This window comes from Allomuricauda ruestringensis DSM 13258 (assembly GCF_000224085.1).
GTDB lineage: Bacteria > Bacteroidota > Bacteroidia > Flavobacteriales > Flavobacteriaceae > Flagellimonas > Flagellimonas ruestringensis.
This window is the reverse complement of sequence record NC_015945.1, coordinates 2,443,753-2,467,500: the sequence shown is the minus strand read 5'-3', so window position 1 is coordinate 2,467,500 and position 23,748 is coordinate 2,443,753. Positions and strand designations below refer to the sequence as shown.

Below are 23,748 nucleotides of genomic sequence, written 5' to 3'. Positions count from 1 at the left end.
ATCAGTGTAGCGCTCTAACCAGCTGAGCTATGAGACTGTTTGGCCTTATTGCCAGTATTTGTAACATATTATAAACGACAGCGCAGAGATAAAACCATCTCGTGCGGGACAAGGGTGTTCCGGACATCTCTTTCTCTAGAAAGGAGGTGTTCCAGCCGCACCTTCCGGTACGGCTACCTTGTTACGACTTAGCCCTAGTTACCGATTTTGCCCTAGGCCGCTCCTCTCGGTGACGGACTTCAGGCACTCCCGGCTTCCATGGCTTGACGGGCGGTGTGTACAAGGCCCGGGAACGTATTCACCGGATCATGGCTGATATCCGATTACTAGCGATTCCAGCTTCACGGGGTCGAGTTGCAGACCCCGATCCGAACTGTGACCGGTTTTGTAGATCCGCGCCCCCTTGCGGGGTGGCTTCCCTCTGTACCGGCCATTGTAGCACGTGTGTAGCCCAGGACGTAAGGGCCGTGATGATTTGACGTCGTCCCCACCTTCCTCACGGTTTGCACCGGCAGTCCCGTTAGAGTCCCCATCTTTACATGCTGGCAACTAACGGTAGGGGTTGCGCTCGTTATAGGACTTAACCTGACACCTCACGGCACGAGCTGACGACAACCATGCAGCACCTTGCAGGCAGTCCGAAGAAAGGGGTGTCTCCACCCCATGCAGCCTGCATTTAAGCCCTGGTAAGGTTCCTCGCGTATCATCGAATTAAACCACATGCTCCACCGCTTGTGCGGGCCCCCGTCAATTCCTTTGAGTTTCATTCTTGCGAACGTACTCCCCAGGTGGGATACTTATCACTTTCGCTTGGCCACGGAGACCGAAGTCCCCACAGCTAGTATCCATCGTTTACGGCGTGGACTACCGGGGTATCTAATCCCGTTCGCTACCCACGCTTTCGTCCATCAGCGTCAGTACATGGTTGGCCACCTGCCTTCGCGATCGGTGTTCTATGTGATATCTATGCATTTCACCGCTACACCACATGTTCCGGCGACCCCACCATGACTCAAGACCTGCAGTATCAAAGGCAATTTTATGGTTGAGCCACAAACTTTCACCCCTGACTTACAGGCCCGCCTACGGACCCTTTAAACCCAATGATTCCGGATAACGCTCGGACCCTCCGTATTACCGCGGCTGCTGGCACGGAGTTAGCCGGTCCTTATTCTTACGGTACCGTCAGACACCTACACGTAGGTGCGTTTCTTCCCGTATAAAAGCAGTTTACAACCCATAGGGCCGTCATCCTGCACGCGGCATGGCTGGATCAGGCTCCCGCCCATTGTCCAATATTCCTCACTGCTGCCTCCCGTAGGAGTCTGGTCCGTGTCTCAGTACCAGTGTGGGGGATCCCCCTCTCAGGGCCCCTAACCATCGCTGCCTTGGTGGGCCGTTACCCCACCAACTAACTAATGGTACGCATGGCCATCCCTGTCCGATAAATCTTTAACCGCAATATCATGCGATATCGCGGTACCATGGGGCATTAATCCAAGTTTCCCTGGGCTATTCCCCTGACAGGGGCAGGTTCCATACGCGTTCCGCACCCGTGCGCCGGTCGTCATCAAGAAAGCAAGCTTTCCTATGTTACCCCTCGACTTGCATGTGTTAGGCCTGCCGCTAGCGTTCATCCTGAGCCAGGATCAAACTCTTCATTGTATTTCCTTGAATGTCTGTCCGACACCCGGAAACCCGAGTCCCTGCATCAAAATGGTTTATTCTTAATTCTACGCTGTCGTTACAATATGTATATGAACTTCTTTACTTTTTTCCAAACTCAAAAGGACTCTCTTCTCATAAAATCCCCTCTCGTCAACGCCCTGCCTTATCAGCTAAGCGGGTGCAAATATACGCACCTTATTTCCTTACCGCAAAATGTTTTTCAATATTTTTTTGAAAAAATTACAGTTCGTTGATTTACAGAGTTTTAATGTATGAATAATTTCAAATCCAACCAAAGAACCATCAAAAATAATTCCTGCATATATATAAGCCCTTGATTGATTACGACTTACAAATGGGACCACTCCCTATTGTCAGCATCAAATCAAGATAGTATCTTTGACACCATCCAAAATTAAAGGAGCGTAGATGATTGATATTACATTGCCAGATGGCGCAGTAAAGAAAGTTCCAGAAGGAACTACACCCATGGAGGTTGCTAAAAGCATTAGTGAAGGTTTGGCCCGAAATGTTATTTCGGCGAAATTCAACGATACCACTGTTGAAACTGTTACTCCTTTAAAGGAAAGTGGCACCCTTACCTTATATACCTGGAAAGATGATGAGGGCAAAAAGGCTTTTTGGCACTCCACTTCCCACGTTGTGGCCCAAGCATTGGAGGAACTCTATCCTGGTATAAAATTGACCATTGGTCCTGCGATAGAAAATGGTTTCTATTATGATGTGGATTTTGGTGATGAAACTATTTCTGAAAAGGATTTTCCAAAAATCGAGAAAAAGGCTTTGGAGATTGCCCGAGGGAAGCACGACTATATTATGAGAAGTGTTTCCAAAGCGGATGCACTTTCCTATTATAAAGAACAAGGAAATGAGTACAAAGTGGAACTCATCGAAAACCTTGATGATGGAACCATCACTTTTTGCGACCACAGCACCTTCACCGATTTGTGCCGCGGCGGCCACATTCCCAATACAGGCACCATAAAAGCCATTAAACTATTGAGTGTTGCGGGAGCTTATTGGAGGGGGGATGAAAAAAATACTCAGTTGACCCGTGTTTATGGTATTTCGTTTCCTAAACAAAAGGAACTTACAGAGTATCTTCAACTTTTGGAAGAGGCCAAGAAAAGGGACCACAGAAAATTGGGGAAGGAATTGGAACTTTTCACTTTTTCCCAAAAAGTAGGTCAGGGTTTACCCTTATGGTTGCCTAATGGCGCAGCCCTACGCGAACGCCTGGAACAATTTTTAAAGAAGGCTCAGAAGAAAGCTGGGTACGAAATGGTGGTCACCCCCCATATTGGCCAAAAAGAACTTTACGTCACTTCGGGCCACTACGCAAAATATGGAGAGGATAGCTTTCAGCCTATTCACACCCCAAAAGAGGATGAAGAGTTTTTGCTGAAGCCCATGAACTGTCCGCACCATTGTGAAATTTATAATAGCCAACCTTTCAGTTATAAAGATTTACCCAAACGTTATGCTGAATTTGGTACGGTATATAGATATGAACAAAGTGGTGAATTGCATGGTCTTACCAGAGTAAGAGGTTTTACCCAAGATGATGCTCACATTTTCTGTACAACGGAACAATTAAATGATGAGTTCAAAAATGTAATAGACCTTACCTTATATGTTCTGAATTCTTTAGGGTTTGACAACTTCACTGCTCAAGTATCCGTAAGGGACTTGGACAACCCCGACAAATATATTGGCAACACCGATGATTGGGAGAAGGCCGAACAGGCCATTATCAACGCAGCCGAAGAAAAAGGTTTGAACTATGTGGTTGAAAGTGGTGAAGCTGCATTTTACGGTCCAAAGCTGGACTTTATGATTAAAGATGCTCTTGGCAGAAATTGGCAATTGGGTACCATCCAAGTGGATTACAATCTTCCAAAACGTTTTGATCTTACCTATAAAGGAAGTGATAATGAATTGCACAGACCTGTAATGATTCACCGTGCTCCTTTTGGAAGTATGGAACGATTTGTCGCGCTATTACTGGAACATACTGGCGGAAACTTCCCGTTATGGCTGATTCCAACCCAAGCTATCGTTCTGCCCGTCAGTGAGAAACACGAAAAATATGCCGAAAAAGTTTTGAATTCGTTAGAAAATCACGAAATTCGCGCGCTCATTGATAACCGGAACGAGACGGTAGGGAAAAAAATTCGTGAGGCAGAACTCAAAAAAATCCCTTTCATGATCATTGTTGGGGAACAGGAAGAAGCGTCTGCCAGCCTTTCTGTAAGAAGACATGGAGGTGAAGATTTGGGTAGTTTGAGCGTAGATACATTTTCGGACTTGGTAACTACTGAAATAAATAGTACCTTAAAGTCGTTCTAAAAAATTAAGTTTAATTAAAAAGTATACGTCATAGCAATTAGAAGAAGATTTAGACCCCAACCTAGGAGGGAAAACAAAAACCCTCATAACATCAATGAGAAAATAAAAGCCCGAGAAGTACGTCTTGTCGGCGATAATGTAGAGATGGGTGTTTATCCCATTTCCAAAGCATTGGAAATAGCCAATGAACAGGAGTCGGATTTGGTGGAAATATCCCCAAACGCCGAACCACCTGTTTGTAAGGTGATGGATTATAAAAAGTTTCTTTACGAACAAAAGAAACGCGACAAGGCCATGAAGGCCAAAGCAAGTAAAGTTGTCGTAAAGGAAATTAGGTTTGGCCCACAAACGGACGATCATGATTATGAGTTCAAGAAAAGACACGCAGAGAAGTTCTTGAAAGATGGTGCCAAACTCAAAGCTTATGTGTTCTTTAAAGGACGATCAATCGTTTATAAGGACCAAGGCGAAATATTACTGTTAAGGCTGGCCCAAGAACTTGAAGAGCTTGGAAAAGTTGAACAGATGCCTAAATTGGAAGGCAAGCGTATGACCATGTTCATCGCACCCAAGACAAACAAAAAATAAAAACTGGACCCTGGTTCGGTATAATAAGCGGAGTTAAATACTAGGAAAATGCCTAAGATGAAAACAAAATCCAGTGCCAAGAAGCGTTTTAAGCTGACAGGAACTGGTAAAATCAAAAGAAAGCACGCTTTTAAGAGTCATATTTTGACTAAAAAGTCTAAAAAGCGTAAGCTAAAGTTGACCCATTCCACTTTGGTTCACAAAGCGGATGAGGACAACATCAAAGAACAATTACGTTTAAAATAATTGTTCTTCGGTACATTTATTTATTAACCATGGAGTCGGGCCAAAAAAGTTCTCAATAATCGAGGCGCCTGCTACAAAAAAATGACACATTATGCCAAGATCAGTAAATTCAGTTGCTTCACGAGCTAGAAGAAAAAAAGTGATGAAGCAAGCCAAAGGTTACTTTGGAAGACGTAAAAACGTTTGGACAGTAGCCAAAAATGCGGTAGAAAAGGCAATGCTTTATGCTTACCGTGATAGAAGAAACAAAAAGCGTACGTTCCGTTCCTTATGGATTACCCGTATTAATGCTGGTGCCAGAATGCACGGAATGTCTTACTCTCAATTTATGGGTAAGGTGAAAGCCAATGGAATTGAACTTAACAGAAAAGTTCTTGCCGATTTGGCCATGAACCACCCCGATGCTTTTAAAGCAATCGTTGAGAAAGTAAAGTAAAAAAGTTAATATAAACTTACCCCGCTTATTTAGATCCCGCCTTGTGCGGGATCTTTTATTTTATGGCTCCTACGGAAAGGTCGTTCTCGACTGCGCTCGAACTGACAATCTAATCATTTATTGCCCATAGGCCGTAACCACCAACTTTCTCCCTGAAGCATGGTTTCTATGTTCACACAGGTAAATACCTTGCCAAATTCCCATATTCAAACTACCCTGAGTTATGGGAATCTGAACGGAAGCTCCCATCAACGAAGCTTTGATATGGGCGGGCATATCGTCGGGTCCTTCATAATTGTGTACATAATACGGTGCATTCTCTGGAACCATTTTATTAATGTGGCTCTCAAAATCCGTTCGTACCGTTGGGTCGGCATTTTCATTAATCGTCAGGCTGGCCGAGGTATGCTTAATAAACACCTGTAAAAATCCAGTGTTTATTTTTCGATGTTCGGGAACAGCATCAATTACCGTGTCCGTAATCAAATGAAACCCCCTGGAGTATGATTTTAATTGTATTTCTTTCTGATAAAAATTCATAGACAAACAAACCTTTCTCAACGAAATTAATATAAAGTTTACCAAAACAAGGGTTCAGTTCGGTCAATAACAAATAACTTTGCAGCTTAATTTGTTGTAATGGACCTATCTCAGATAAAAATGGTGGTTACCGATATGGACGGAACTTTGTTAAACTCCAACCACGAAGTAAGCAGCCGATTTTTTGAAATCTACGAAGAACTCAAAAAGAAAAACATTGCTTTTGTTGCTGCTAGTGGAAGACAATATCACAGCATGGTAGACAAATTGGGGTCTATCAAAAATGAAATCCTCGTTATTGCCGAAAATGGCGCCTTGATAAAAAAACAAGAGGAAACCTTGCTCACCACTCCAATCAACAAATCGGAAATAGATCGTATTCTTGATGCCGTGCGTCCGTTAGAAAATGTACACCCTGTGCTATGTTGTCAAAACAATGCTTTTGTGGGTGGTGATTCAAACGAATTCTTGGAAATGCTCCGTGAATACTATTCGGAGTTCGAAATTGTTGAAGACCAAAAAGAGGTTGATCAAGAGGTGCTGAAAATAGCCATTTACCATTTTGAAAATTCTGAAAAGCACATTTACCCCAATGTAAAGCACTTGGAGGGGGATTTAAAAGTAAAGGTTTCTGGGGCCAATTGGGTAGACGTATCCGATTTAAACGCACACAAGGGCTATGCACTCAAAAAAGTGATGGATGAATTTCAGATTGCATCCCACGAAATTATGGTATTTGGTGATTATAACAACGACTTGGAAATGTTGGAGCTATCCGACTATAGCTTTGCCATGGCCAATGCACACCCCAATGTTTTAAAAACCGCCAAATATACTACTCACAGCAACGACGATTTTGGTGTAGAGCGGATTTTGGAGAAGTTGCTTTAGTCACACTACCCAATCTATTTATCTTATTCTGAGTGATTTGCTTTTTCAAAATTTGTACCTTAATGGGCAAACAACAAAAGCAACGTTATGGCACCTTTAAAAAAAGAAGACATAAAACAAGAGGTCTTTGACCTTTACGATAAGTACGCCCACAACCAGTTAGACCGTAGGGAGTTTATGGAAAAACTTTCCGTTTACGCCGTTGGTAGTATTACAATGGCTTCTTTGATGAGTTTTGTAATGCCCAATTACAAGGACACGCTCACTGTATCGCCCAACGACCCAGAATTGGATTCTAAGTTCATTACCTACAATTCCCCAAAAGGAGGTGGTGAAATCAAAGGCCTTTTGTCCAAGCCAAAAGATAGTAAAGGCAAAATGGGTGGTGTTGTCGTAGTTCATGAAAACCGAGGTCTAAATCCCTATATTGAAGATGTGGGACGAAGAGCTGCCAAGGCAGGTTTTATTTCCTTGGCCCCAGATGCTCTTACACCACTTGGCGGGTATCCAGGCAATGATGACGAAGGCAGAGCACTCCAACGCCAACGGGACCGTAACGAAATGTTGGAAGATTTTATCGCAGCCTACAAATATCTCAAAAACCATGAAGATTGTAATGGTAAAGTGGGGGTTGTTGGGTTTTGTTTCGGTGGATGGATTTCCAATATGATGGCTGTAAAAGTTCCTGATTTGGCAGCAGCAGTTCCTTTTTATGGAAGTCAGCCTGCAGATGATGAAGTAGCACAAATAAATGCGCCTTTATTGATTCATTATGCAGGATTGGACGAAAGGGTAAACGCTGGCTGGGAAGATTATGAAGCTAAATTGAAAGAACTCGGCAAAGACTATGAGGTTCACTTTTACCCCGATGTAAACCACGGATTCCATAACAATACCACGCCGCGTTTTGATGAAACATCAGCCGATCTGGCATGGGAAAGAACCGTAGCTTTTTTTAAGGAGAAGCTGAGCTAGAAACCCGTTGCTTTTACATGCTTGGCAGTTCTTTGATGTTATGGTGATTAAATACGACATATTTTTATAAATTGCCTTTGCATAGCCCTTAACTTAATTATCATTTCTAATGAATAAGGGCGAAATCAAAACGCATATCCATAATCCGTACCGTTTTATTGAAAGTAAAAGGACAAAGCAGGATTGGAACACTTTTCTTAAGTCTCAAAATTATCCGCTATCCTGGGGTTTTCGAGAACTCAAACTAGCATGGGCCTTTCAGGGTCTAATGGGAAAACCTATTTCCAGTTTTACCCAAGACCATGATTACATCCCCTATGTTTATGAGCCTTATTTAACTGACACGGATCTATCTCTTAAGGCTTCGCTCATCAATTCTGAAAATAATCCGATGGGATCCTATTATAATTCCAAGATAAAAGGACATTGGGCCATAGTGAAACTGGACAGTAAATACTGTATGCTGTCTAAAGACGAAAAAAGTTTCCTTCTAAAACATGGACATTACATCAGAAATAAGAAGGAACTTATTATAGATTTGGAAAAAGCCGTTCAAATTGCTGGAAAAAGTAATAGCTCTAATTTTAGAATCATTACAAGAATCAGTGATAAAAATGATATTTTTTCGGCGCTTTGCCAGCTCTTTGAAATCCCCGATTCAGAAACCGATTATTATCCAAGGAATGCTTTGAGATATGTTTTTACCAACAATGGTGCGCTTAACGAGCCCGCTAAACAATGGCTGGACAATTGGGTGGAAGATACCAGTTTAAAAACACACCTCAGCTGCTTTATGGAACAAAAGCGAGGCTTTCGGGACACTAGGGATATATGCTTGACCTGTCATTATCTAAAAAGTTGGAATGTTTACCTTGAAAACGGAGACAATTTTCCTTACGGATTGGCTGCTTTATCTTGTTTAAGCGGTACCAAATGTTTAATTGGTTGGGAATGGGAACATGGTGACTTGGTTGAATCAAAAGCCTTGATTCAGGTGAAAAAAGATTAAGTCTTTTGCTTTTTCTTTCTGGCAGCGGGAAAGAGAACATTGTTCAGAATCAATCGATATCCCGGCGAAGTCGGATGTAGTTCCAATTCTGTTTTGGGATCCCCTACCCTATGCTGGTAATCCTCGGGGTCATGCCCTCCATAAAAAGTAAAAAAACCTTTTCCTTTAATACCGTGGATGTATCTGGCCTCTCCATTTATTTTGTTCTCACCCAATACCATAACCGTAGGTTTCACTTGGTTTCGGGTATAAGCTGTGGTCTGCCCCATAAAACCTTTAACCAAACTGGTATGGTTTTGCGTCAACATTGTGGGCACTGGGTCCCATTTGGCCGAAAACTCCATTAATGAAAAGTAATCGGATTCTCTGGGAACATTGGATCGTTTGTTGGTCATATCGATGGAAGAGAACTCATACCGGATGGGATTGCGTTCCAAGGTAAAATTGGTAAAGGCAAACGTGTTGCTAAAATCCAGTTTGGCCTGATAGTTGGCATCCGAAGGATCACCATCGAACATGGGCTCGCAGATATCCACTTCCTCTGCTGCCAGAGCAATATCAAAACTATCGGTAGCAGAACACATGGCAAACATAAAGCCTCCGCCAATCACATAATTTCGAATTTTTAAAGCCACGGCCAATTTCTCATCCGACACCTTGGAATACCCCAAGCTTTGCGCTAGCGCTTCTGCATTGGCTTTATCTTCAATATACCAAGGGGCAGCTCGGTAATGCCCGTAAAAGCGTCCATATTGCCCCGTGAAGTCCTCATGGTGCAGGTGCAACCAATCATAAAGTGCCAATTTATCGCCAAGCACTTCTGTATCATAAATGGTAGTATACGGAATCTCGGCATAGGTGAGTACCATGGTAACCGCATCATCCCAAGGCTGGTTCCCCTTTGGAGAATAGACGGCAATTTTCGGTGCTTTTTCCAGAATAACGGCATCTTGGTTTTGTGACGGACTACTGATGTCATCCAAAATTTGCGCTGCCTGCCCATCGGAAAGTACTTCAAAAGAAACGCCCCGGATTTGGCATTCCTTGCGTATGGCGTCACCATCGGGCAATATAAAAGAGCCTCCACGATAGTTGAGCAGCCATTGTACTTTTTGTTGTTTGGCAAGCACCCAATAGGTGATTCCGTATGCCTTTAAATGATTTTTTTGTCCCTCGGCATCCATTGGAATCAGGATTACGGAGGCAGAAGTTTTTAAGAAAAAAAGAAAGAAGCATACAATAGTGAGATTTCTCGCATTTGCTCGAAATGACATCCACTGTATTATTTTAGAAAGGTACATCATTATCATCTGGGCCATCATCACTGTTCATTGCACTGCCAAATGCATCATCCGTACTTGGAAGATTTGGTGTCGCAAAGGGGTTTTCTTCGTCCGCATTCATCTTCGATTGGAATTCGAATGGGGAATCAAAGTCATCCAAGTTATCAAATTTACCCAGAGCGCCCACAAATTTTAACCTAATATTTTCTAAACCTCCGTTACGGTGCTTAGCTACAATAAACTCTGCTTGACCTTGTGTGGGGGTGCGCTCTTCATCGTCCCACTCGTCAATTTTATAATATTCGGGCCGGTATATGAACGATACGATATCGGCATCCTGCTCAATGGCACCAGACTCCCTCAAATCCGAAAGAATAGGTCGTTTACTACCTCCACGGGTCTCCACGGCCCTCGATAACTGGGATAGCGCAATTACGGGAACATTCAATTCCTTGGCCAATGCCTTTAAGTTTCTTGAAATGGTCGAAATCTCCTGTTCACGGTTCCCTCCCTTTTGGCTTCCTCCGGCGGTCATCAATTGCAAATAGTCAATTACGATGAGCCTAATATTATGCTGCGATGCCAAACGTCTTGCCTTGGCACGAAGGTCAAAAATGGAGAGCGATGGGGTATCGTCAATAAACAAAGGTGCTTTTTCCAAAGTCTTTACCTTCACATTCAACTGCTCCCACTCGTGTTTTTCCAATTTACCGGTCCTCAGTTTTTCTGAAGACAGTCCTGTTTCAGAAGAAATCAAACGGGTAATCAACTGTACGGATGACATCTCCAAAGAGAAGAATGCCACCGGAATTTCAGAGTTCACCGCAATATTACGGGCCATGGAAAGCGTAAGTGCCGTTTTACCCATACCAGGCCTTGCAGCAACAATGATCAAATCACTTGGTTGCCAACCTGAGGTAAGCCTGTCCAGTTTATCAAAACCAGATGGAATTCCACTAAGCCCCTCTTTGTTGGAAATTTCCTCGATTCTTTTTTTGGCCTGTATCACCAAATTCTGGGCAGTTTCCGCGGATCGCTTTAAATTTCCTTGGGTAACCTCATATAATTTTGCCTCCGCATTGTCCAAAAGGTCAAAAACGTCAGTGGCATCACTGTAAGCCTCCTCAATAATATCGTTTGATATTTTAATAAGGCTTCTTTGAATATATTTTTGAAGAATAATTCTCGCGTGGAACTCAATATGTGCGGATGATGCTACTTTTTGGGTCAGTTTTATCAAATAAAAATCACCTCCGACGGCTTCTAGCTTCCCATCCTTCTTTAATTGCGCCGAAACAGTTAATAAATCCACTGGTTCGGAAGATTCGAACAATTTAAAGACAGCCTCATAGATATATTTGTGGGAATCCTTGTAGAATACATCGGGATGAAGAATATCTATCACTTCATCCACACCTTTCTTGTCAATCATCATAGCTCCCAACACAACTTCCTCTAAATCAACTGCTTGAGGAGGTATTTTACCTCTCTCAAGATTGATAAGGGCGGATTTCTCCACACGATGTCCTACAATGGGGCTAGGTTTTTCCATGAATGCGAAAGTAGCTAATTAACCTTTAGTTAACTTTAATTTAGACGTATACGATTTCCACAGGTACTTAACAATTTAAATGTTGATAACTTCCAATACCTGTTAATAACATAAAAAAAATCGGGGATATATCCTAATGAAAAAGGGGAGCCCCTGAAAAACAAGAATTATTCGCTGAAAACACCCATATCCGCATATTTTTCCATGCGAGTTTTCACCAATTCTTTTGGTGATAACTTTTTGAGTTCTTCAAAATGGGAAGAAATTTTGTCTGCGACTGTTTCAAATGTTTTTTTTCTGTCGGTATGTGCTCCACCAAGAGGTTCTTTTACGATTTCATCGACCAAACCTTGCTTTTTCATATCGGTTGCGGTCAATTTTAAGGCTTCGGCGGCCTGCTCTTTATATTCCCAACTCCTCCAAAGGATGGATGAGCAAGATTCCGGAGATATTACGGAGTACCAGGTATTTTCCAACATAAGTACCTTATCTCCCACTCCAATGCCCAAAGCACCTCCTGAGGCTCCTTCTCCAATAATAATTACAATGATTGGAACTTTAAGCCGGGTCATTTCCAAAATATTACGGGCAATGGCCTCTCCTTGACCTCTTTCCTCTGCTTCAATACCTGGGTAGGCTCCTGGAGTATCCACAAAACATACCACGGGAATCTTGAATTTTTCAGCAGACTTCATCAAACGAAGTGCTTTTCGGTAACCTTCAGGGTTGGCCATACCAAAATTACGGTACTGACGGGTCTTAGTATTATATCCTTTTTGTTGGCCAATGAACATATAGCTTTGGTCACCAATTTTTCCCAATCCGCCCACCATAGCCTTGTCATCCTTTACATTTCTGTCGCCATGGAGCTCCAAAAAGGTGTCTCCACAAATGGCATTGATGTAATCCATGGTATAAGGTCGATTGGGGTGCCTTGACAACTGTACCTTTTGCCAAGCGGTAAGATTTTTATAGATATCCTTACGCGTCTGCGCGAGTTTTTTTTCGATTTGAGAGCACGTTTCTGTAACGTCTACATCACTTTCTTCCCCAATTACCATACATTTTTGAAGTTGGTCTTCAAGTTCTTTGATGGGGAGTTCAAATTCTAGATATTCCATGGGAAGTCTTTTATTTTCACGAAAAACAATGGGGACAAATATATAACATTATGGCATACTCCCATGAAAAACACAAGTCTTTTAACTTCAACAATATACGCTAATATTACTGAATTATCGCTTGGCTTTCATTAGCATGTAAACGGCAAAAACACCAAAAAAAAGGTTGGGAATTACCACTGCCAGCAAAGGTGAAAAACCGGATTGCTCTGCCAATGTTCCAAAAACTTTATCAAAAAAGATGTACACAAAGGCCACCCCGATACCAAAGGCCAAATTAAGCCCCATGCCTCCCCTTCGCTTTACGGAGGAAACGGCCACAGCTATTACCGTAAGAATGAACGCTGCAATGGGAAGCGCCCATCGTTTATATTTTACCAATACGTATGCATTAATGTTTGATGCGCCTTTTCTGCGCTGGTCCTCGATAAAATCGTTGAGCTCAAAAAGATTTTTGGTCTCCGCTACATAGGAAACCGGGGTAAGATCATCTATTTGAAAGGAGAAAACCGTATCCAACCTACGTTTTGAGTTGATGTACTCGGTTTCGTTCCTGACCGTACGTTTTTCATAATTGGTCAAACGGTAAATACTGTCGTCTTCCACCCATCTTATATTACTGGCGGAAATTTTATAGTCCAACTTTCCAATGGAATCAAAATGCTCGTAGGTAAAATTGTAACCGATCTGACGGTTGGGATCAAAACTACTCACATAGATATAATCCTGCTCGTTCAATTGGTTGAAGATATTTTCCGTTACCCTGGTCTGCTTGCCTTTTTTAAAGTATTTGTACTCAAACTCGTTAAAACCGATACTTGCATGGGGTACTATAAACATTCCCATCATAAAAATAAGAATGGCCACCAAGGTAGCCCCTACAAAATAGGGGCGTAAAAACCGCCAAAAAGAGACACCGGAACTCAAAATTGCCACAATCTCCGTGTTACTGGCCAGTTTGGACGTAAAAAATATAATCGATAAAAAAAGAAAAATGGGCAGTAATAAATTCCCGATTACCAAGGTAAAATTGCCGTAAAACACTATCACTTCGGCCAACGGAGCTTCATTGTCTATGATCTTACCGATTTTCTCGGCCAAGTTGGCCATAATACCGATAGGGACAAACAGCAAAAGCATCCCCATAAAGGTGATCAAGTAGCGTTTAAGTATATATCTATCGAGTATGGTGAACATTACAGTCTTTTATCCATTTGGTTGACCATTTTGGTTTTCCACTCCAAAAAATCTCCGGCTAAAATACGTTCTCTTGCGGTACGCACCAACCACAGATAAAAACCTAAATTGTGTATAGTGGCAATTTGCTTGCCCAAATATTCATTGGCCGCGAACAAATGCCTCAAATAGGCCTTGGAATATTCGGTATCCACAAAAGTGATACCCATTTCATCAATAGGGGAAAAATCGTTCTCCCATTTTTTATTTTTGATGTTGATGGTGCCGTGGGCCGTAAACAACATACCATTTCGGGCATTGCGTGTGGGCATTACACAATCGAACATATCCACGCCCAATGCAATATTTTCCAATATATTGATGGGTGTACCCACCCCCATAAGGTATCTCGGCTTGTCTTCCGGAAGGATATCGCAGACCAATTCGGCCATTTCGTACATTTCCTCGGCAGGTTCACCTACCGAAAGTCCGCCAATGGCATTACCTTCTGCCTCTACCGAAGCAATATACTCCACAGATTGTTTTCTTAAATCTTTATAGGTAGACCCTTGAACAATAGGAAAAAAACTTTGGGAATAACCATATTTAAACGGAAGCTTTTCCAAATGGTTGATGCATCTGTCCAACCATCTATGTGTCATGTGCATGGAACGCTTCGCATATTGGTAATCGCAGGGATAGGGAGTGCACTCATCAAAAGCCATGATGATATCCGCACCTATGGTACGCTGTATTTCCATTACATTCTCGGGGGTAAAAAAATGGCGCGACCCATCAATATGGGATTTAAACTTTACACCCTCTTCTTTTATTTTTCTATTATCCGATAACGAATAGACTTGGTATCCACCGCTATCGGTCAAAATAGGTCTATCCCACCCCATAAACTTATGGAGACCTCCAGCCTCTTCGAGAATTCCAGTTCCAGGTCTTAAAAAAAGGTGATAGGTATTTCCTAAAATTATATCGGGATTTATTTCATCCTTTAATTCGCGTTGGTGTACCCCTTTTACCGAGGCAACTGTGCCTACGGGCATAAAAATAGGGGTTTGTATATTGCCATTGTCGGTGGTCAGCTCCCCTGCCCTGGCCTTGCTTTTACTATCCTTTTGTACTAAGGTAAAATCCAATTGTTCGTTTTAGAACCGCAAATATAACTAACTCTGTTTCGTTGTTCCTTAACAAAAAAATAAAGTTTCTGAGCACAAGTCATTTAACAAATGTATAATCAACACTTGTTTTCTACAAATAATGCGATTACATTTGATATCTAAATTATTGACACGATGCCGAACACGCAAGAATTACAGGACCTGGTAGTACAGGTAAGAAGGGACATTTTACGAATGGTCCATAAGGTAAATTCGGGGCACCCAGGAGGTTCTTTGGGCTGTACCGAGTTTTTTGTAGCACTCTACAACGAAGTAATGGATTTAAAGGAAGGGTTTGATATGGACGGGATTGGAGAGGATCTCTTCTTCTTGTCCAACGGACACATTTCTCCAGTTTTTTACAGTGTTTTAGCCCGAAGAGGTTATTTTCCCATTGAGGAACTGAACACTTTTAGACTGATAGATTCCAGATTACAGGGGCACCCTACTACCCACGAAGGTTTGCCCGGGGTACGCGTGGCATCTGGATCTTTGGGACAGGGAATGTCGGTTGCCATTGGTGCTGCTTTGGCCAAAAAATTGAACGGTGACGATCATTTGGTATTCAGCCTCCACGGTGACGGTGAATTGCAAGAAGGCCAAAACTGGGAAGCAATCATGTACGCCGCTGGCAATAAAGTCGACAATTTAATTTCCACAGTGGACCGTAATGGCCAACAAATCGATGGCGCTACGGAAGATGTACTTCCTATTGGTGATGTTGCCGAAAAATTCAGGGTATTTGGATGGGATGTCCTGGAAATTGAAAACGGAAACGACCTAGAGCAGGTTATTGCTGGGTTAAACGAAGCCAAGAGCAGAACTGGAAAAGGGAAGCCAGTATGTATTGTTATGACCACGGAAATGGGCAATGGTGTTGACTTTATGATGCACACCCATGCATGGCACGGCAAAGCGCCCAGCGATGAGCAGTTGGCGACCGCATTGGAACAAAACCCAGAGACTTTAGGCGATTACTAATTATAAGAAAAAGAGAGAATGACTAAATATACAGATCAAGGAAAACAAGACACCCGAAGCGGATATGGCGCGGGAATGACGGAACTGGGAAGAACCAATCCCAATGTAGTGGCCTTGTGTGCCGACTTGGTTGGTTCCCTTAAGATTGACACTTTTATTGAAGAAAACCCAGAACGTTTCTTTCAAGTAGGTATTGCAGAGGCCAACATGATGGGCATTGCAGCTGGTTTGACCATTGGTGGAAAAATCCCATTTGCCTCAACATTTGCAAACTTCGCTACTGGCCGTGTGTATGATCAAATCCGCCAGTCCATCGCATACTCGGATAAAAACGTAAAAATATGTGCTTCGCACTCTGGTTTGACCTTGGGCGAGGATGGTGCCACGCACCAAATTCTGGAAGACATCGGATTGATGAAAATGTTGCCTGGCATGACGGTTATCAATCCATGTGATTTTAACCAGACCAAAGCCGCTACCTTGGCCATTGCGGAACACCACGGCCCGGTTTACCTACGTTTTGGAAGACCCAAAGTAGCCAACTTTACCCCGGTGGACCAAAAATTTGAAATTGGTAAGGCACTCATGCTCAACGAAGGCACAGATGTTACCATTATTGCCACAGGACATTTGGTTTGGCAGGCACTACTTGCTGCTGAAAGCTTGGAAAACCAAGGAATTTCCGCAGAAGTGATCAATATACACACCATAAAACCATTGGACGATAAGGCCATCTTGGATTCTGTGAAGAAAACAGGTTGTGTGGTAACGGCGGAAGAGCACAATTATTTAGGTGGACTTGGAGAAAGTGTGTCGCGAGTATTGGCCACCCACCATCCTACCCCTCAAGAGTTTGTGGCAACACAGGATACTTTTGGAGAAAGTGGAACGCCCGATCAACTTATGGAGAAGTACGGTTTGAACAATAAAGCCATAGAAGCTGCCGTTTTAAAAGTGATGAAACGTAAATAGTTTCAGCTATCTCCTTTGGAGATATTTCAACTTTATAAAATAGACACTTATGAAAAAAACATTTTTAGTAGCTGTATTTGCCTTAATTGGTTCTGCAGCAATGGCACAAAGCGGTTCAGGGTTCGGTATTAAGGCCGGCTTATCGTACAACAAGAACGGGGATTTAATCGGTTCTGTTGGTGATGGCGGACAAGATATCGTCGAAGGTGCCGAAGGTAAAGCAGGGTACCATTTTGGTTTTTGGGGCAAACTGGATTTCCCCAAGATTTATTTAAGACCAGAATTGGTGTACTCCAAAACCAAGAGTTCTTATGACGTTGACGGGGATTCCCAAGACTATGATGTTTCCAAATTGGACATGCCTGTTCTTTTAGGATACAAATTGATCGGCCCTTTGCATATTTTTGCAGGACCTGCTTTTCAGTACACGCTGAAGAACGATTTAGGCGATCTGGAAGTCGAAGATGTAGAAAACGACTTTACTGTAGGCTTAAATGCAGGTGTTGGTGTAAACCTTGGTAATGTTGGACTCGACGTTAGATACGAAAGAGGTTTTTCGGAAAACGAAGCTGAATTTATTGGGAGTAATGTTACCGATATTTCCGGTAGAGTAGATTCGAGACCTTCGCAAATTATTTTTGCGTTATCGCTTAAATTATAACATATAATTAAACACATAAAAAAGCCCCGCTGGATGCCAGCGGGGCTTTTTATATTCTATTCTCATATTCACTTTGCTAGTTGGAATCTGGATCCAAATAATCTGGGACTCCATCCCCATCGGAGTCTGGAAAAGTGATTTCGCCATTCTCAATTATAATCTCATCTCGTGTTAAAACACCGTCTCCATCGTCATCGGGATCTCGATAATTTGGTCTTGGAGGCGCATTGAACGGTTCTTCGTCCCCATCCGTATTATCATCCAACAGGTATCTGTTATTGTTCAAATCCTCTTGTACGGATGGAATACCATCATTGTCACTATCTGTGTCTTCCACAAACAATCCAAGCTCAACTTTAAAAAGTACAGGTGCATAAGTTCCGGCAGCGCCTACCGATCTATTAAATGCAGCCAAACCTGATGGCATTACAATGATTCCAATACCTCTATCCAAAATTTGGTAGGTACCATCTGCATTTTCAATAACCTGACCAGGTGTTCCTGCCTTCATGTTAGAAATACCGTCCCCATACCCCCTAAATTGGGATGGCAATACCTGCCAAGTAAAATCTTGATTTTCATCAAATAAGGTTCCATCCAAAGCGGAACCTTGATATCTGACCAAAGTCGAATCCGCATAGGTCGGACTTCCTCCCCCGCCTTCCAAAACTTCGATATAATAATACGTATGGGGTACATTTTCCTCTTCGGCACTCAATCCCAAATGACTTGAGGACACATTGATTGTAACAGGCGTGGCGTCTTCCATCATGGGTTTTTTTTCTGCATTTTCACCTGCTATGGTATCAATCACGATTTTATAATCAAATCCTTCTGGTGGAGTTTTAAATTCTTCATAATTATAGAAGTGGGTGTTCAAAAACTCTTTTATTGTTTTGTCATCTTCGGGTGCTACATCACTCAATAAGCTCGGCGGCACTTCAACAATACCTCCATCATCATCCTTTTTACAAGATAGTAGTGTGACCGCAAAACATATCAAAACTAAAATTCCGTACCTCATCAAGTCTGTTATTTAGGCGCGCAAGATACAATTTTCCATTATTTTTGCTTTGTCCATTAACAAAGATTTGCGAAGACCATGCGAATAGACAAGTACCTTTGGTGCACGAGATACTTTAAAACCAGAAGCATTGCATCCAATGCTGTAAAAAAAGGTCACGTAAAGGTGAACGGTGGCGCCGTTAAACCCTCACGCGATGTTTACCCCATGGATAAAATTGCTGTTCGGAAAAATCAAATTGATTACCAACTTACGGTTTTAGACGTTCCTGAAAGCCGCGTTGGGGCAAAATTGGTTGATATTTACCGAAAGGATACCACTCCAAAAGAAGCTTTTGAACACAACGAGTTGCTCCAATATGCCAAAAAGCATTACCGAAAAAAAGGGTTGGGGCGCCCCACGAAGAAAGATCGTCGGGATTTGGACGATTTTTTGGACGAATCGGAATAAACTGTTTTTATATCTTTGAATCAACTACTACGCACTATGATAAACCGTATTCTTACCCACGATCAAATTCAACACATTACAAAGCGAATCGCATACCAAATTTATGAGACCAATGTGGACGAAGAAGAAATTGTAGTTGCTGGTATCAATGGTGGGGGAGAAAGTTTTGCCAAAAAAATAATAGCTGTCCTAAAAAAGATTACGGAGGCCAAGATTATTTTGTGCAAAGTGGACATGGACAAAAAGAACCCATTGAAAAGTGGGGTCAGCACCTCGCTTTCGGAGGAAGAATACAAAAACAAATCAATTGTTTTGGTGGATGATGTGTTGAACTCGGGCACCACCTTGATCTATGGTACCCACCACTTCCTTAAAACACCCATAAAACAACTAAAAACGGCTGTACTTGTAAACAGAAACCATAAAAGGTACCCGATCAAGGCCGATTTTAAAGGCATATCGTTATCCACATCCCTGAGCGAACATATTAAAGTGGATTTTGAACCCAAGAACAATGCGGTTTATTTAGAGTAGTTCTTTAATCCTACCAACAACAGTTTCAGCGTCCAAATTGTTACAATCCAAAATATGTTTTGCTTGTAGATAGTAGGGCCTACGTTCAAAAAGATGTTTTCCTATAAATTCTGGCAGTTCCTCGTCAGCAATATTTTTTACCAAAGGCCGATTATCTTTTTCCTTTGAAATCCTTTCCACCAAGTTCGGAATACTTAGGTTGAGATATATGGAATGGTCAGATTGATTCAATATCGTTACCATATTGGTTCCGTAGCATGGGGTTCCCCCTCCCGTAGATAGGATAATGGATTTCTCTTTTTCCAAAACCTCGGCCAGCATCTGATGCTCCAACTTCCTGAAAAATATTTCCCCTTTTTCAGAAAATATGGTTTTAATGGATTTTTTTTGATGTTGCTCAATATAATCGTCCAAATCGATGAACTCGACTCCTAATTGCCTGGCCAACAATCGTCCAACGGTCGACTTTCCACTTGCCATATATCCCACTAAAACAATTTTCATATTGAAGAATTTTATCCGATTTCAAAAAAACACAAATTTATCATTAATCCGCCTTGGAAAATAGATTATTGATGTTATATTTGCACCCGCTTAGCCAAACAGCTAGGCACAACTTGAAGACCTGATAGCTCAGTTGGTAGAGCATCTCCCTTTTAAGGAGAGGGTCCTGGGTTCGAGCCCCAGTCAGGTCACTTTTTAAGAAACCATAAGATATCAAACCCTGTAATTTAAATTACGGGGTTTTGTGTTTTTAAACCTATCTTAATTTGATATAATATCGTTTAAAAGAGTTCACAATACGATTGAGGATGGTATAGCTTATGGTTTTCTGCCCTACAAAAAATGATAAAACCTCATTGACAATCAATAAAATGTATTTGCTTATTTCTGTTTTACCCTATATTTTAACGAACTGGTAAAGAAGGGCGGCATTGCACCATTGCCTTTTCAGTTCAAAAAATGTATTGGACATATTTGCCATTTCCCATTTATAAAACCAAAAAAGTATGCAAATATAATTTAGTTTAAGTCTGTACCAGAGAACCAACCACGAGATGTATTGATAAAAGAGATCCTGTTTTCTCACAAAGGAAGATGGAATGATAAAAACCAAAACTAAAACAATGAACCCCCAATTAGAACCTTTTTTTGATCAATCCGTGGATTGTCTTTGTATTGCAGACTATAATGGGTATTTTGTGAGAATAAACCCTGCTTTTATAAAGCTATTGGGGTATACCGAAGAAGAACTGGGCTCAAAGTTAATTTCCGAATTCATCTATCATGAAGATAGAGAACGTACGGCCGCACACAGGGAAGAACTAAAAAACAATGTTCCTTTGGTGAATTTCGAAAACAGGTATGTGTGCAAATCAGGAGCTATTGTCTGGCTACATTGGACATCCATACCGTTGGAAAATGAGCGATTGATCTACGCCATAGCCAAAGACATTACGCACACCAAAAAACTGGAAAAAGAGCGCATATTGCATTTAAGCCAACTTTCCAAGGTTAATGAAAAGCTTAAACAACAGAACTATAGCACCTCACACGACCTTAGATCACCTCTGAACAACATGCTGTCCCTGGTCAATTTATTGGATTTGACCAAAATTGATGATGTGGACACCAAGGAAATCCTCAGTCTAATAAAACTATCTGCCGAAGGATTGAAGAGTACCATGAACGCATATATTGATTCCTATTCCGAAGAAGACATTCGGGATATGGTATTGGAAGATGTCGATTTTAAAAATGTTTTTGATAAGGTCCAGAACTCTATAAGCTCACTGATACAAAGGGCAGATGCCAAATTCCATATAGACTTTAGCGCTATGCCTACAGTATATTTCAAGGAAATTTACATGGAAAGTATTTTTTTGAATTTAATCACCAATTCCATTAAATATGCCAGACCAAGTGTTCCTCCCATCATCTCAATAAGCACAGAACAAGAAAATGGAAAAAAAAAGCTAACCTATACCGACAATGGTCTTGGTTTTGACATGGAAAAAGTAGGCGCCCTTATTTTTAAATTAAACGAGAAATTTCATGGCAACGAAGACAGTAAAGGTGTTGGTTTATATTTAGTGCACCAACAAGTTACCAGCCTTGGAGGAAGTATTTCGGTGGACAGCAAGATCAACCAAGGGACCACCTTTACGATTCTATTCAAAGCGTGAATCCCCTCGATTGCAAATTGATTGCGTCATCATTTTGTAATGTCAAACCAATTATGATAACATTCGGGACATTTTTTCCAAAAAACAATTGAGAAATGTCATTTTAAACTTATTTGATTAATCTTAACTTTAGTTGAGTTTAAAAGCGATAATCATGCTGAATTCTGAGAAAATAGGAAACGAATTCTACCAAAACCTTGGCAAATTGTTTTATGCCGTGGCCATGGCAGACAACAATGTAAGACCCATCGAAATAAAAAGGTTACGGAAATATGTTCGGCAACATTGGCTGGATATCGATGAAGTTGAAGATGAGTTTCATACCGATGCTGCCTATCAAATAGAAATTGTTTTCGATTGGTTAAATGGGGAAGAAAAATATAGTGAAGAATATTTCAAGGAATTCAAGGAATTTTATAAGGAACATCCGGAAAAATTCACCGAACCTATCAAAAAATTGGTTGTTGAAACCGCCGAATCCATAGCCAAATCTTTTGCTGGAAAGAACAGATCGGAGATGTTGGCTATCTTTAAGCTCAAACAGCTCTTTAACCATTAACATGTCTTTGGAAAAATATATAGATCACACCAATCTAAAACCCACCGCCACCCAAACCGACATAACAAAGTTATGTAAGGAGGCTATTGAACATGGTTTTTATGCTGTTTGTGTAAACGGATGCCATGTACCCATGGTCAAAGAAGTTTTAAAAGGAAGTAATGTAAAAATAGCTGCTGTAATCGGTTTTCCTTTAGGAGCCATGTCCACAAAGGCAAAAGTGTTCGAGGCCATGGACTGTGTTAAAAATGGTTCGGACGAAATAGATATGGTTATTAATATCGGATGGCTTAAATTAAAGGAGGTTGATGCTGTTCGAGATGAGATCAAGGCGATAAAACAAACGATTGGCAGCAATATTTTGAAAGTGATCATAGAAACCTGCTACCTTACCGATGAAGAAAAAGAACTTGCCTGCACACTAGCGATCGATGCAAAGGCAGATTTTGTAAAAACGTCCACTGGGTTTGGAACTGGAGGCGCCACTTTAAAAGATGTGGCACTCATGAAAAAAGTTGTGGGCAACAAGGCAAAAATAAAAGCATCAGGTGGAATAAAAACCAAAGAAGCCGCTTTACAATACATTGACCTTGGTGTATCGCGCATAGGAACCTCATCAGGACCTTCTTTAATCGAATAAAAAAAAGGAATGAGCACCCATATTGAAGCCAAACAAGGAGAAATTGCCGAAACGGTACTAATGCCGGGCGACCCCTTGCGGGCCAAATGGATTGCCGAAACTTTTCTCGAAAACCCGTTTTGCTATAATAAAATACGGGGAATGCTGGGCTACACGGGCACATACAAAGGCAAAAGGATTTCTGTACAAGGTAGCGGTATGGGTATGCCTTCAGCCATGATCTATTTTCATGAACTCATCACAGATTATGGGGTAAAGAACATCATACGGGTGGGTTCCGCAGGGTCATATCAAAAAGACGTGGAATTGAACGATGTGGTTTTGGCCATGGCCGCTTCCACAACTTCGGGCATCAACAACTCCAGGTTTATTAACTCCGACTACTCCCCTACCGCCAATTTTGAACTCTTTTTAAAAGCCGTGAACTATGCCCAAGAACAAAACATACCCATTAAAGCAGGCAATGTGCTTTCTTCGGACGAGTTTTATGTGGATGATCCCGAGGAATACAAACTCTGGGCAGAATACGGTGTACTTTGTGTGGAAATGGAAACCGCAGGCTTGTACACCATAGCCGCAAAATATAATGTAAGGGCATTGACGATCCTTACCATTTCAGATTCCCTGATAACCCAAGAAAGACTCTCGGCACATGCGCGTGAAACAACGTTTAAGGATATGGTTGAAATTGCCTTGGCGGCTGCTTTGCCCTAA

Annotated in this window: 24 protein-coding genes, 2 tRNA genes and 1 rRNA gene (1 of these 27 only partly in view); 17 read left to right on the top strand and 10 right to left on the bottom strand. The window is 41.7% G+C overall.

The features are described 5' to 3' along the window. Nucleotides 1-37: transfer RNA gene (locus MURRU_RS11155), tRNA-Ile, on the bottom strand; it reaches 37 nt to the left of the window's first position. 102 nt (nucleotides 38-139) lie between these two features. Then, a 16S ribosomal RNA gene (locus MURRU_RS11150) occupies nucleotides 140-1,665 on the bottom strand. Nucleotides 1,666-2,097: 432 nt separating this feature from the next. Here MURRU_RS11150 and thrS point away from each other — a divergent pair. The 4 genes from thrS (at nucleotide 2,098) to rplT (ending at nucleotide 5,308) form a co-directional block, all read left to right on the top strand. Next, nucleotides 2,098-4,038 carry a threonine--tRNA ligase gene (thrS, locus tag MURRU_RS11145; RefSeq protein ID WP_014033574.1) on the top strand — a complete coding sequence of 647 codons (1,941 nt, stop codon included), beginning with the start codon at nucleotides 2,098-2,100 and terminating at the stop codon, nucleotides 4,036-4,038. A gap of 36 nt (nucleotides 4,039-4,074) precedes the next feature. After that, nucleotides 4,075-4,626, top strand: coding sequence for a translation initiation factor IF-3 (gene infC, locus MURRU_RS11140; RefSeq protein ID WP_281023876.1), 552 nt, complete (start codon nucleotides 4,075-4,077; stop codon nucleotides 4,624-4,626). Between the two features lie 48 nt (nucleotides 4,627-4,674). Then, nucleotides 4,675-4,872 carry a 50S ribosomal protein L35 gene (gene rpmI / locus MURRU_RS11135; protein WP_014033572.1) on the top strand — a complete coding sequence of 66 codons (198 nt, stop codon included), beginning with the start codon at nucleotides 4,675-4,677 and terminating at the stop codon, nucleotides 4,870-4,872. A 91-nt stretch (nucleotides 4,873-4,963) separates the two neighbouring features. Further along, nucleotides 4,964-5,308 carry a 50S ribosomal protein L20 gene (rplT, locus tag MURRU_RS11130; protein WP_014033571.1) on the top strand — a complete coding sequence of 115 codons (345 nt, stop codon included), beginning with the start codon at nucleotides 4,964-4,966 and terminating at the stop codon, nucleotides 5,306-5,308. A 117-nt stretch (nucleotides 5,309-5,425) separates the two neighbouring features. On the opposite strand, the gene MURRU_RS11125 is transcribed toward rplT, so the two are convergent. After that, complete coding sequence (locus MURRU_RS11125) at nucleotides 5,426-5,848, bottom strand: secondary thiamine-phosphate synthase enzyme YjbQ (RefSeq protein WP_014033570.1); 423 nt, start codon at nucleotides 5,846-5,848, stop codon at nucleotides 5,426-5,428. A 99-nt stretch (nucleotides 5,849-5,947) separates the two neighbouring features. Between MURRU_RS11125 and MURRU_RS11120 the strand changes: the two genes are divergently transcribed. The 3 genes from MURRU_RS11120 to MURRU_RS11110 all read left to right on the top strand — a co-directional run bounded on the left by MURRU_RS11120 (nucleotide 5,948) and on the right by MURRU_RS11110 (nucleotide 8,723). Beyond that, complete coding sequence (locus MURRU_RS11120; RefSeq protein ID WP_014033569.1) at nucleotides 5,948-6,739, top strand: HAD family hydrolase; 792 nt, start codon at nucleotides 5,948-5,950, stop codon at nucleotides 6,737-6,739. A gap of 87 nt (nucleotides 6,740-6,826) precedes the next feature. After that, a complete protein-coding gene (locus MURRU_RS11115) occupies nucleotides 6,827-7,714 on the top strand; it encodes a dienelactone hydrolase family protein (RefSeq protein ID WP_014033568.1) in 888 nt (295 codons plus the stop codon). A 109-nt stretch (nucleotides 7,715-7,823) separates the two neighbouring features. Beyond that, nucleotides 7,824-8,723, top strand: coding sequence for a hypothetical protein (locus MURRU_RS11110; RefSeq protein ID WP_014033567.1), 900 nt, complete (start codon nucleotides 7,824-7,826; stop codon nucleotides 8,721-8,723). Here MURRU_RS11110 and MURRU_RS11105 read toward each other — a convergent pair. From MURRU_RS11105 to tgt, 5 genes are all read right to left on the bottom strand, one after another. Next, nucleotides 8,720-9,997 (bottom strand): hypothetical protein, encoded by a 1,278-nt coding sequence (locus MURRU_RS11105; RefSeq protein ID WP_014033566.1) that lies wholly within the window; start codon nucleotides 9,995-9,997, stop codon nucleotides 8,720-8,722. The genes MURRU_RS11110 and MURRU_RS11105 overlap by 4 nt on opposite strands. A gap of 13 nt (nucleotides 9,998-10,010) precedes the next feature. Continuing rightward, on the bottom strand, nucleotides 10,011-11,558 hold the full coding sequence (dnaB, locus tag MURRU_RS11100; RefSeq protein ID WP_014033565.1) for a replicative DNA helicase: 1,548 nt from the start codon (nucleotides 11,556-11,558) through the stop codon (nucleotides 10,011-10,013). 167 nt (nucleotides 11,559-11,725) lie between these two features. Next, nucleotides 11,726-12,679 carry an acetyl-CoA carboxylase carboxyltransferase subunit alpha gene (locus MURRU_RS11095; protein WP_014033564.1) on the bottom strand — a complete coding sequence of 318 codons (954 nt, stop codon included), beginning with the start codon at nucleotides 12,677-12,679 and terminating at the stop codon, nucleotides 11,726-11,728. A 114-nt stretch (nucleotides 12,680-12,793) separates the two neighbouring features. Beyond that, on the bottom strand, nucleotides 12,794-13,876 hold the full coding sequence (locus MURRU_RS11090) for an LptF/LptG family permease (protein WP_014033563.1): 1,083 nt from the start codon (nucleotides 13,874-13,876) through the stop codon (nucleotides 12,794-12,796). Then, nucleotides 13,876-15,006: a tRNA guanosine(34) transglycosylase Tgt gene (tgt, locus tag MURRU_RS11085; protein ID WP_014033562.1), complete on the bottom strand. Its 1,131-nt coding sequence runs from the start codon at nucleotides 15,004-15,006 to the stop codon at nucleotides 13,876-13,878. Before tgt ends, MURRU_RS11090 begins: the two co-directional genes overlap by 1 nt. Before the next feature lie 156 nt (nucleotides 15,007-15,162). Here tgt and MURRU_RS11080 point away from each other — a divergent pair, with 156 nt between their 5' ends. From MURRU_RS11080 to MURRU_RS11070, 3 genes are read left to right on the top strand one after another with little or no spacing between them, the layout of a single operon-like run. After that, nucleotides 15,163-16,008 carry a transketolase gene (locus MURRU_RS11080; RefSeq protein WP_014033561.1) on the top strand — a complete coding sequence of 282 codons (846 nt, stop codon included), beginning with the start codon at nucleotides 15,163-15,165 and terminating at the stop codon, nucleotides 16,006-16,008. Between the two features lie 18 nt (nucleotides 16,009-16,026). Then, the gene (locus MURRU_RS11075) at nucleotides 16,027-16,980 is read left to right on the top strand and encodes a transketolase family protein (protein WP_014033560.1); all 954 of its coding nucleotides are present in this window, start codon (nucleotides 16,027-16,029) and stop codon (nucleotides 16,978-16,980) included. Between the two features lie 49 nt (nucleotides 16,981-17,029). Then, nucleotides 17,030-17,641, top strand: a complete 612-nt coding sequence (locus MURRU_RS11070; protein ID WP_014033559.1) for an outer membrane beta-barrel protein — start codon at nucleotides 17,030-17,032, stop codon at nucleotides 17,639-17,641. 76 nt (nucleotides 17,642-17,717) lie between these two features. Here MURRU_RS11070 and MURRU_RS11065 read toward each other — a convergent pair whose 3' ends face one another. After that, entirely contained in the window at nucleotides 17,718-18,665 is a 948-nt protein-coding gene (locus MURRU_RS11065) for an FKBP-type peptidyl-prolyl cis-trans isomerase (protein ID WP_014033558.1), read from the bottom strand. Nucleotides 18,666-18,743: 78 nt separating this feature from the next. Here MURRU_RS11065 and MURRU_RS11060 point away from each other — a divergent pair, with 78 nt between their 5' ends. Together MURRU_RS11060 and MURRU_RS11055 are read left to right on the top strand one after the other, a co-directional pair. Then, entirely contained in the window at nucleotides 18,744-19,115 is a 372-nt protein-coding gene (locus MURRU_RS11060) for an RNA-binding S4 domain-containing protein (RefSeq protein WP_014033557.1), read from the top strand. A 36-nt stretch (nucleotides 19,116-19,151) separates the two neighbouring features. Further along, nucleotides 19,152-19,649, top strand: a complete 498-nt coding sequence (locus MURRU_RS11055) for a phosphoribosyltransferase family protein (protein ID WP_014033556.1) — start codon at nucleotides 19,152-19,154, stop codon at nucleotides 19,647-19,649. On the opposite strand, the gene MURRU_RS11050 is transcribed toward MURRU_RS11055, so the two are convergent. Next, nucleotides 19,641-20,153 (bottom strand): shikimate kinase, encoded by a 513-nt coding sequence (locus MURRU_RS11050; protein WP_014033555.1) that lies wholly within the window; start codon nucleotides 20,151-20,153, stop codon nucleotides 19,641-19,643. The genes MURRU_RS11055 and MURRU_RS11050 overlap by 9 nt on opposite strands. A gap of 118 nt (nucleotides 20,154-20,271) precedes the next feature. Between MURRU_RS11050 and MURRU_RS11045 the strand changes: the two genes are divergently transcribed. The 5 genes from MURRU_RS11045 (at nucleotide 20,272) to deoD (ending at nucleotide 23,748) form a co-directional block, all read left to right on the top strand. Continuing rightward, nucleotides 20,272-20,344 (top strand) — tRNA-Lys (locus tag MURRU_RS11045). Between the two features lie 432 nt (nucleotides 20,345-20,776). Beyond that, on the top strand, nucleotides 20,777-21,835 hold the full coding sequence (locus MURRU_RS11040) for a sensor histidine kinase (RefSeq protein ID WP_014033554.1): 1,059 nt from the start codon (nucleotides 20,777-20,779) through the stop codon (nucleotides 21,833-21,835). 154 nt (nucleotides 21,836-21,989) lie between these two features. After that, the gene (locus MURRU_RS11035) at nucleotides 21,990-22,394 is read left to right on the top strand and encodes a hypothetical protein (RefSeq protein ID WP_014033553.1); all 405 of its coding nucleotides are present in this window, start codon (nucleotides 21,990-21,992) and stop codon (nucleotides 22,392-22,394) included. Nucleotide 22,395: 1 nt separating this feature from the next. Continuing rightward, nucleotides 22,396-23,034 (top strand): deoxyribose-phosphate aldolase, encoded by a 639-nt coding sequence (gene deoC / locus MURRU_RS11030; protein ID WP_014033552.1) that lies wholly within the window; start codon nucleotides 22,396-22,398, stop codon nucleotides 23,032-23,034. 9 nt (nucleotides 23,035-23,043) lie between these two features. Then, nucleotides 23,044-23,748: a purine-nucleoside phosphorylase gene (gene deoD, locus MURRU_RS11025; RefSeq protein WP_014033551.1), complete on the top strand. Its 705-nt coding sequence runs from the start codon at nucleotides 23,044-23,046 to the stop codon at nucleotides 23,746-23,748.

What these genes read in the sequence shown, in the direction of transcription:
- MURRU_RS11050 (WP_014033555.1), bottom strand. Translation starts at nt 20,153, where the DNA reads ATGAAAATTGTTTTAGTGGGATATATGGCAAGTGGAAAGTCGACCGTT.
- MURRU_RS11035 (WP_014033553.1), top strand. Translation starts at nt 21,990, where the DNA reads ATGCTGAATTCTGAGAAAATAGGAAACGAATTCTACCAAAACCTTGGC.
- MURRU_RS11090 (WP_014033563.1), bottom strand. Translation starts at nt 13,876, where the DNA reads ATGTTCACCATACTCGATAGATATATACTTAAACGCTACTTGATCACC.
- MURRU_RS11110 (WP_014033567.1), top strand. Translation starts at nt 7,824, where the DNA reads ATGAATAAGGGCGAAATCAAAACGCATATCCATAATCCGTACCGTTTT.
- deoD (WP_014033551.1), top strand. Translation starts at nt 23,044, where the DNA reads ATGAGCACCCATATTGAAGCCAAACAAGGAGAAATTGCCGAAACGGTA.
- rpmI (WP_014033572.1), top strand. Translation starts at nt 4,675, where the DNA reads ATGCCTAAGATGAAAACAAAATCCAGTGCCAAGAAGCGTTTTAAGCTG.
- MURRU_RS11060 (WP_014033557.1), top strand. Translation starts at nt 18,744, where the DNA reads ATGCGAATAGACAAGTACCTTTGGTGCACGAGATACTTTAAAACCAGA.
- rplT (WP_014033571.1), top strand. Translation starts at nt 4,964, where the DNA reads ATGCCAAGATCAGTAAATTCAGTTGCTTCACGAGCTAGAAGAAAAAAA.
- MURRU_RS11125 (WP_014033570.1), bottom strand. Translation starts at nt 5,848, where the DNA reads ATGAATTTTTATCAGAAAGAAATACAATTAAAATCATACTCCAGGGGG.
- MURRU_RS11075 (WP_014033560.1), top strand. Translation starts at nt 16,027, where the DNA reads ATGACTAAATATACAGATCAAGGAAAACAAGACACCCGAAGCGGATAT.
- deoC (WP_014033552.1), top strand. Translation starts at nt 22,396, where the DNA reads ATGTCTTTGGAAAAATATATAGATCACACCAATCTAAAACCCACCGCC.
- MURRU_RS11120 (WP_014033569.1), top strand. Translation starts at nt 5,948, where the DNA reads ATGGACCTATCTCAGATAAAAATGGTGGTTACCGATATGGACGGAACT.
- MURRU_RS11115 (WP_014033568.1), top strand. Translation starts at nt 6,827, where the DNA reads ATGGCACCTTTAAAAAAAGAAGACATAAAACAAGAGGTCTTTGACCTT.
- MURRU_RS11040 (WP_014033554.1), top strand. Translation starts at nt 20,777, where the DNA reads ATGAACCCCCAATTAGAACCTTTTTTTGATCAATCCGTGGATTGTCTT.
- MURRU_RS11065 (WP_014033558.1), bottom strand. Translation starts at nt 18,665, where the DNA reads ATGAGGTACGGAATTTTAGTTTTGATATGTTTTGCGGTCACACTACTA.
- MURRU_RS11095 (WP_014033564.1), bottom strand. Translation starts at nt 12,679, where the DNA reads ATGGAATATCTAGAATTTGAACTCCCCATCAAAGAACTTGAAGACCAA.
- MURRU_RS11070 (WP_014033559.1), top strand. Translation starts at nt 17,030, where the DNA reads ATGAAAAAAACATTTTTAGTAGCTGTATTTGCCTTAATTGGTTCTGCA.
- MURRU_RS11080 (WP_014033561.1), top strand. Translation starts at nt 15,163, where the DNA reads ATGCCGAACACGCAAGAATTACAGGACCTGGTAGTACAGGTAAGAAGG.
- MURRU_RS11055 (WP_014033556.1), top strand. Translation starts at nt 19,152, where the DNA reads ATGATAAACCGTATTCTTACCCACGATCAAATTCAACACATTACAAAG.
- MURRU_RS11105 (WP_014033566.1), bottom strand. Translation starts at nt 9,997, where the DNA reads ATGTCATTTCGAGCAAATGCGAGAAATCTCACTATTGTATGCTTCTTT.
- thrS (WP_014033574.1), top strand. Translation starts at nt 2,098, where the DNA reads ATGATTGATATTACATTGCCAGATGGCGCAGTAAAGAAAGTTCCAGAA.
- dnaB (WP_014033565.1), bottom strand. Translation starts at nt 11,558, where the DNA reads ATGGAAAAACCTAGCCCCATTGTAGGACATCGTGTGGAGAAATCCGCC.